7 protein-coding genes are annotated in these 7,146 nt (G+C 61.6%); 3 read left to right on the top strand and 4 right to left on the bottom strand.

What is annotated here, in order from left to right:
- From ACW8PS_RS01855 to ACW8PS_RS01840, 4 genes are all read right to left on the bottom strand, one after another.
- The coding region (locus ACW8PS_RS01855; RefSeq protein WP_491525555.1) for a DMT family transporter at positions 1-865 on the bottom strand (865 nt) is incomplete at its 3' end.
- Positions 866-934: 69 nt separating this feature from the next.
- Positions 935-1,225 (bottom strand): HU family DNA-binding protein, encoded by a 291-nt coding sequence (locus tag ACW8PS_RS01850; protein ID WP_491525554.1) that lies wholly within the window; start codon positions 1,223-1,225, stop codon positions 935-937.
- Between the two features lie 132 nt (positions 1,226-1,357).
- Complete coding sequence (locus tag ACW8PS_RS01845) at positions 1,358-2,842, bottom strand: AMP nucleosidase (protein ID WP_491525553.1); 1,485 nt, start codon at positions 2,840-2,842, stop codon at positions 1,358-1,360.
- A complete protein-coding gene (locus ACW8PS_RS01840) occupies positions 2,839-4,647 on the bottom strand; it encodes an adenine deaminase (protein ID WP_491525552.1) in 1,809 nt (602 codons plus the stop codon). The genes ACW8PS_RS01845 and ACW8PS_RS01840 overlap by 4 nt, the downstream gene beginning before the upstream one ends.
- A gap of 168 nt (positions 4,648-4,815) precedes the next feature.
- Between ACW8PS_RS01840 and mtgA the strand changes: the two genes are divergently transcribed.
- The 3 genes from mtgA to queG all read left to right on the top strand — a co-directional run.
- Positions 4,816-5,529, top strand: coding sequence for a monofunctional biosynthetic peptidoglycan transglycosylase (gene mtgA, locus ACW8PS_RS01835; RefSeq protein ID WP_491525551.1), 714 nt, complete (start codon positions 4,816-4,818; stop codon positions 5,527-5,529).
- Positions 5,530-5,585: 56 nt separating this feature from the next.
- Positions 5,586-6,251, top strand: coding sequence for an FtsZ-binding protein FzlA (fzlA, locus tag ACW8PS_RS01830; protein WP_491525550.1), 666 nt, complete (start codon positions 5,586-5,588; stop codon positions 6,249-6,251).
- Between the two features lie 26 nt (positions 6,252-6,277).
- A partial coding sequence (gene queG / locus ACW8PS_RS01825) for a tRNA epoxyqueuosine(34) reductase QueG (RefSeq protein ID WP_491525556.1) occupies positions 6,278-7,146 on the top strand: 869 nt, incomplete at its 3' end.

Here is a 7,146-nt window from a genome sequence, read left to right as displayed (position 1 = left end):
TTCCAGCCCGCGCCAGTTGCACCGCCAGGATGCCACCGGCAATGATCGCCACACCCAGAATATCGATGCCGGTCAGCGCCTCACCCAGGATCATCGCGGCGATTGCGACGCCGAAAAACGGGTTCAGGAAGTGGAAGGTTGCGGCCCGCGTGGCCCCGATGCGCTGCACCAGCAGGAACCAGATCCAGGTCGCCAGCAGCCCCGGCGCGAAAACGGTGTAGGTAAAGGCCGCCACCAGCGGCCATGACCAGGTGACCGACCAGGTCTCGAATACCAGCGCAAAGGGCAGCAATACCGCGCCGCCCACCAGCATCTGCAAACCCACGATCATCAACACGCTGCCGCCACCCGCAGATGCGCCGCGCACCGTCATCGTGGCCACGGCCAACGCCACCGCCGCGATCAGACCCAGCACAAGGCCAAGCATATCGACCCCGCCCGACAGCCGCTGCACCATGATCAGCGCAACACCGCCAAACCCGGCCATCAGGCCAAAGATGCCAAGCGCTGGCAGGCGTTCGCGAAACACCGTCCAATTAGCAGCAGCCACGATCAGCGGCATGGTTGATGCGATAATGGCGGCCAGCCCGGCCTCGATCCATTGCATCGCAATGAAGTTCAGCCCCAGATAGAGCGCGTTCTGACAGATCCCGAAAACCACGACCAATCGCCACTGCGCCCGTGTCAGGGTCCAGCTATGGCCCAGAATGCGCGCCAGACCAACGCCCAACAGCCCCGAGATTGCAAAGCGCACCGAAAGCGAGGCCATCGGCGGCGCGGCCTCAACGATGATCCGGGCCGAGGTAAAGGCCGAAGACCAGATCAGCGCGAACAGCAAACCCATGGCGATGGCGCGCAGATCCATGTTTCTGTCTCCGAAAATGCAAAAGGGCCGCGTGAAGCGACCCTTCGCATGGTGCCTGCCCGGGGGCAATCAGCCGTTCACGCTGTCTTTCAGCGCCTTGGCGATGGTCACTTTCACCACCTTGTCGGCGTCTTTGCGGATCTGCTCGCCCGTTGCGGGGTTGCGGACCATACGTTCGGGCCGCTCGCGGCAATAGACCTTGCCAATACCGGGAAGCGTAACCGCACCGCCATTGGCGACTTCCTTGCTGACAACCGAGGTCACGGCGTCAAGCGCGGCCGCGGCCGCTTTTTTGTCACTGCCCATCTCATCGGCCAATGCGGCCACAAGCTGGGTCTTGGTCATGGGTTTCTGTGCCATTTTCCTGTTCTCCTTAACTGCCCGAACCCATGGGGCTCGTTGGCGAGACGGTAGCCGAATATAGTGGAGGCACACAACGATTAGTGTAGCAAAATATCAAGAAAACAGCGTTTTGTGCGCTTTTTTGCCGGTTCAGAGGAACGCCGTCTCTTCAAAACTGCGCAATTTCCGGGAATGCAGCCGCTCCAGCGGCATTTCACGCAACGCCTCCATCGCCCGAATACCGATCAACAGATGCCGCGCCACCTGTGTTTTATAGAACGAACTGGCCATGCCGGGCAGCTTCAATTCACCATGCAGCGGTTTGTCCGAAACGCAGAGAAGCGTGCCATAGGGCACCCGGAACCGGAACCCGTTGGCGGCGATGGTGGCGCTTTCCATATCCAGCGCGATGGCGCGGCTCTGGCTCAACCGCTGCACCGGGCCGGACTGGTCGCGCAATTCCCAGTTGCGGTTGTCGATGGTGGCGACGGTGCCGGTCCGCATGATGCGCTTCAGCTCGAAGCCCTCGACTTCGCTGACATCGGCCACGGCGCGTTCCAACGCGATCTGCACCTCGGCCAGCGCCGGGATCGGCACCCAGACCGGCAGATCATCATCCAGCACGTGATCTTCGCGCAGATAGGCATGCGCCAGCACGTAATCGCCCAGGCTCTGGGTGTTTCGCAGACCGGCGCAATGGCCCACCATCAACCAGACATGCGGCCGCAGAACCGCGATATGGTCGGTCGCGGTCTTGGCATTGGACGGGCCCACCCCGATATTGACCAGCGTGATGCCGCCATTGCCCTCGCGCGCCAGATGATATGTCGGCATCTGCGGCAGTTTCACCGGCATATCCATCGGCGCGTCGGGATCGGTGATCACCTGATTTCCAGGCCCGATGATGGCGGTATATCCACTGCTCGGATCGCGCAGCATCCGACGGCCATAGGCCAGAAACTCATCGACATAGAACTGGTAGTTGGTGAACAGCACATGGTTCTGGAAATGCTCGGGCGCGGTGGCGGTGTAATGCGACAGGCGGGCCAGCGAATAATCCACCCGTTGTGCCGTGAACGGGGCCAGTGGGCCCGACCCATCCTCGTTATGAAACCCGAACCCGTTGACGATATCGTCATTGGTGGTCGTCAGGTCCGGCACGTCAAAGACATCGCGCAGCGGAAAGGCCATCGCGCCATCATGCGGAATCTGGATATTGTCATCGCCCAGCACCGCGAAATGCACCGGAATGGGTGTGCTCGACACGCCGACACCCACCGGGACACCGTGATTTTCCAGCAAAAGACCGATCTGCTGCGTCAGGTAATATTTGAACAGGTCCGGCCGGGTGACGGTGGTTGAATAGGTGCCGGGTTCGGCGACATGGCCAAAGGACAGGCGGCTGTCGACCTGGCCGAAGCTGGTCGTGGTGATCCGAATCTCAGGGTAGAAGGCGCGAAACCGGCTGTCGGGCATCTCACCTCCCGCCACCTGGCCGAACATGTCCCGCAGAAAGGCGGTGCTTTCCTGATAAATCTCATTCAGATAGGCAACCGCCTTGTCGGCCTCGGTAAAGATCCGCGGTTCCGACCCGGGTGGGCTGTGAACCGGTAATTGTCGTGTGGCCCTTGTCATGAAGGCTCCTCCGCGAACAGCGATGTAAGTTCGAACGTGGTGACATCGACCAGCCCGAGATCCGAAATCCGCAAGGATGGGATCACCACCAGGGCCAACAGCGAATGTTGCATATAGGCATTGTTCAGCGTGCAGCCACAGGCCGCCATCGCCGCCACCATCGCATCGGCACTGGCGGCTACGTCGCGGGCGGGCGCATCGCTCATCAATCCGGCGATGGGCAGTCTGACCAGCGCCAGTTCCTGGCCATCCTTGAAGATGGTGATGCCGCCGCCAACCTGCCCCAGCCGCATCGCGGCCTTTGCCATGTTGCCCCGGTCGGTGCCGACGACGATCATGTGGTGGCTGTCATGGGCCACGGTCGAGGCCATGGCCATGCGCCCGCTATAGCCAAAGCCCGAAACGAAAGCATTGACCACACCGCCGGTGGCGCGATGGCGTTCGACCAGCGCGATCTGGCAGATATCGCCTTCGCCCTCGACCAGCCCATCGACCACCGGCAATTCGGCGACCAGCGATTCGGTGGGGGCCTGGTTTTCGACCACGCCGATCACCTTGACGCGGGCGGAATTGGCCCCTTTGGGCGCTTCGATCTCGAAATCCGCCGCCGTCAGATCCTTGCCCAGATGCACCGTTTTGCGCGCCTCCTCGGGCCAGGCCAGATGCGGGCAGTCAACCAGCAATCCGCCCGCCTGCGCCACCAGCACACCGCGGGCATAGACCGCTTCGATCGGCAGGGCGCGAAGATCGGATGTCAGGATCATATCGGCCCGGCGCCCCGGCGCGATGGAGCCAAGCTCCCGCTCCAGCCCGAAATGCGTGGCGGTGTTGATGGTGCACATCTGCAGCGCCACCATCGGGTCGCAGCCGCAGTCAATCGCGTGGCGCAGCACCCGGTTCATATGGCCATCATTGACCAATGTGCCGGAATGGCAATCATCGGTGCAGAGAATGAAATTGCGCGGATCGAGGCCCTTTTCCGTCACCGCCGTGATCTGGCTTTCAACGTCATACCAGGCCGAGCCCAACCGCATCATCGAGCGCATGCCCTGCCGGGCGCGGTCAATGGAATCGCTTTGCCTGGTGCCCTCATGGTCATCCGCAGGGCCGCCCGCCGCATAGGCATGAAAGGCAGGGCCGCGATCGGGGCTGGCGTAATGCCCGCCCACGGTCTTGCCCGCCGCCATGGTCGCGGCCATTTCAGCCAGCATCTGCGGATCGCCATTGATGACACCGGGAAAATTCATCATCTCACCCAGGCCGATAATGCCGGGCCAGGTCATCGCCTGCGCCACATCTTCAGCGCTGATCTCAAAGCCCGTCGTCTCCAGCCCCGGTGCGGATGGCGCGCAGGACGGCATCTGGGTGTAGATATTGATCGGCTGCAACGCCGCCTCATCATGCATCAGGCGCACACCGGCCAGACCCAGCACATTGGCAATCTCATGCGGGTCGGTGAACATTGTCGTGGTGCCGTGCGGGATGACGGCAGCGGCAAATTCGGCCGGCGTCAGCATGCCGCTCTCGATATGCATATGACCGTCGCACAGACCCGGGATCAGATAGCGGCCATCGGCATCAATCACCTGCGTTTCGTCGCCGATGCAATGGCTCGCATCGGGGCCAACATAGGCGAATCGTCCGGCAATCACGGCGACATCCCACCCATCCAGCAATTCGCGGCTTTGCACATTGGCAAGCCGGGTGTTGCGGATCACCAGATCGGCGGGTGCACGCCCGGCGGCGACGGCAACAAGATCGGCGGCGCATTGGGCCCATGTCGTGAAAGAGGTGGTTTTGTCCATGCCCAAGCCTGACACCGGATATTTGCGGCTTCAAGCGGCAAATTCATGTCCGATTCCATCAAGCTGGAATTGCGCTGTTACGCATCAATCTGCCGTCCGGGGCGTTTAGGGCTTTCGGATTCGCCTCCGGCGGGAGTATTTTTACAAAGAAGAAGGCAGGAGGGGCATTTGGCCCGGGCAAGCAAAAAGAAGAAACCGGCGCGGCGGCGCCCGATCTGGCGGCGCGCGCTGCGGCTGATGACGCGCGGCGTTTTGCTGGTCGTGGCGCTGATTGTGGCCTGGATCGCGCTATATGCGGTGATACCGCCGCCGGTGACGCCCTACATGATCAGCGAAACCCGCAGGCTGCAATCCGTAACCCAGGTCTGGCGCCCGATGGAGGAAATTTCGCCGCATCTGGCGCGGGCCGTGGTGGCGGCGGAGGATGCGAATTTCTGCCTGCATTGGGGGTTTGACATGGATGCGATTCGCCTGGCCATCGCGGCGGGAGCATCGCGGGGCGGGTCCACCATCAGCCAGCAGACGGTCAAGAACGCGTTCCTCTGGCAGGGCCGGTCCTGGCTGCGCAAGGCATTGGAGGCCGCGATGACGCCGGTGATGGAGGCGATCTGGTCCAAGCGCCGGGTGCTGGAGGTCTATCTCAATATCGTGGAGTTCGGCGAAGGCATTTTTGGGGCCGAGGCCGCCGCGCAGCATTATTTCGGCATTTCCGCCGCCAATCTGAACCCGACGCAGGCCGCCCGGCTTGCCGCGGTGTTGCCAAATCCGCAGGGCCGTTCGGCCTCCAGCCCGACAACCGCCACGCTGGATCGTGCGCGCGGCATCGCCGATGGGGCGGCAACGATTGGTGCCGATGGCCGTGATGCGTGTTTTGCGCGTTGATATTGGGGCCGCTTACGGGCAAAGAAGAGGGAACATAAGGTCAATCAGAGCAGGCCATGACCCGTCTTTATCATTTCGTCCTTTCCCCGTTTTGCCGCAAGGTCCGCCTGGTTCTGGCGGAAAAGAAGATCGACGTTGAACTGATCGAGGAAAGATACTGGGAACCGTCCAACGAGTTTGTGCGCCGCAACCCGGCGGCCAAGGTTCCGATCCTCAAGATCGACGGGCTGCATATGAGCGAGAGCCAGGCGATTTGCGAATATCTGGAAGAAACCGTTCCAACGCCGCGATTGATGCCCTCTGAACCGAAAGCGCGCGCCGAGGTGCGGCGGATCTGTTTCTGGTTCGATGACAAGTTCCACCACGAAGTCACAGCCAATCTGGTCTATGAACGGGTCAACAAAAAGATCATGCGCGGCGGATATCCGGATGGAAAATCAGTGAAAACCGGCTCGCAAAAGATCAAGTTCCACCTTGATTACATGACCTGGCTTCTCGATCATCGACGTTGGCTGGCGGGTGACACCATCACGCTGGCGGATTTTTCGGCCGCCGCGCATCTGTCTTGCCTCGATTATATCTCGGATGTGGATTGGAACCGGTATCCGGTCGTCAAGGATTGGTATGCCAAGATCAAATCGCGACCTGCGTTCCGGTCCATTCTGGCCGATCAGGTGCCGGGGTTTCTGCAACCGCCGCATTACGCAAATCTGGACTTTTGACCGGGCTGAAGGCGGAGCTGGAGGCGATGGCCCTGGCCGAGGGGTTTGCCATGATGCGCATCTGCCGGCCCGATGCGATTCCGCAGGCGGCGGGCCGTCTTGCGAAATTCGTGACCGCCGGGCGGCATGGCCAAATGGTCTGGATGGCCGAGCGAATGGGCTGGCGCGGCAACCCCGCCGCCCTGTGGCCCGAGGCGCAATCGGTGATCATGCTGGCCGAACCCTATACGCCCGAAATTGACCCGCTGGAGCCGCTGAAGGCCCGCGATTGCGGCACGATCAGCGTCTATGCGCAAAACCGGGATTACCACGATCTGGTCAAGAAGCGGCTGAAACGGGTCGGGCGCTGGCTGCTGGAACAGATGCCCGAGGCGGAAATAAAGGTTTTCGTCGACACCGCGCCGGTGATGGAAAAACCGCTTGGCCAGGCTGCGGGCCTTGGCTGGCAGGGCAAGCACACCAACCTGCTGTCGCGCGATCTGGGCAGTTGGTTCTTTCTGGGCAGCATCTTTACCACGCTCGATTTGGCACCGGACCAACCCGAGACCGATCATTGCGGCAAGTGCACCGCCTGCCTGGATATCTGCCCGACCAAGGCGTTCCCTGCGCCTTTTCAGTTGGATGCGCGGCGCTGCATTTCCTATCTGACCATCGAACATCATGGGCCGGTGGACCCTGAATTGCGGGGGCTGATGGGCAACCGGATCTATGGCTGCGATGATTGTCTGGCCATCTGCCCATGGAACAAATTCGCCGTTGCGGCGCGTGAGATCCGCTATGCGGCGCGGCCTGAGTTGCAAAGCCCGAAACTGGCGGAGCTGGCCAGGTTGGACGATGCTGCCTTTCGCGCCATGTTCTCGGGCAATCCGGTCAAGCGCATCGGGCGCAACCGGTT

This window comes from Alterinioella sp. (genome assembly GCF_058343375.1).
Note: the sequence above shows the minus strand (reverse complement) of the source record. Positions and strands in the feature narration are given on the sequence as shown.

Bases quoted from the DNA above. Each gene is read 5' to 3' on its own strand.
- fzlA (WP_491525550.1), top strand. From the start codon at position 5,586: ATGACCCGTCTTTATCATTTCGTCCTTTCCCCGTTTTGCCGCAAGGTC.
- ACW8PS_RS01840 (WP_491525552.1), bottom strand. From the start codon at position 4,647: ATGGACAAAACCACCTCTTTCACGACATGGGCCCAATGCGCCGCCGAT.
- ACW8PS_RS01845 (WP_491525553.1), bottom strand. From the start codon at position 2,842: ATGACAAGGGCCACACGACAATTACCGGTTCACAGCCCACCCGGGTCG.
- ACW8PS_RS01850 (WP_491525554.1), bottom strand. From the start codon at position 1,225: ATGGCACAGAAACCCATGACCAAGACCCAGCTTGTGGCCGCATTGGCC.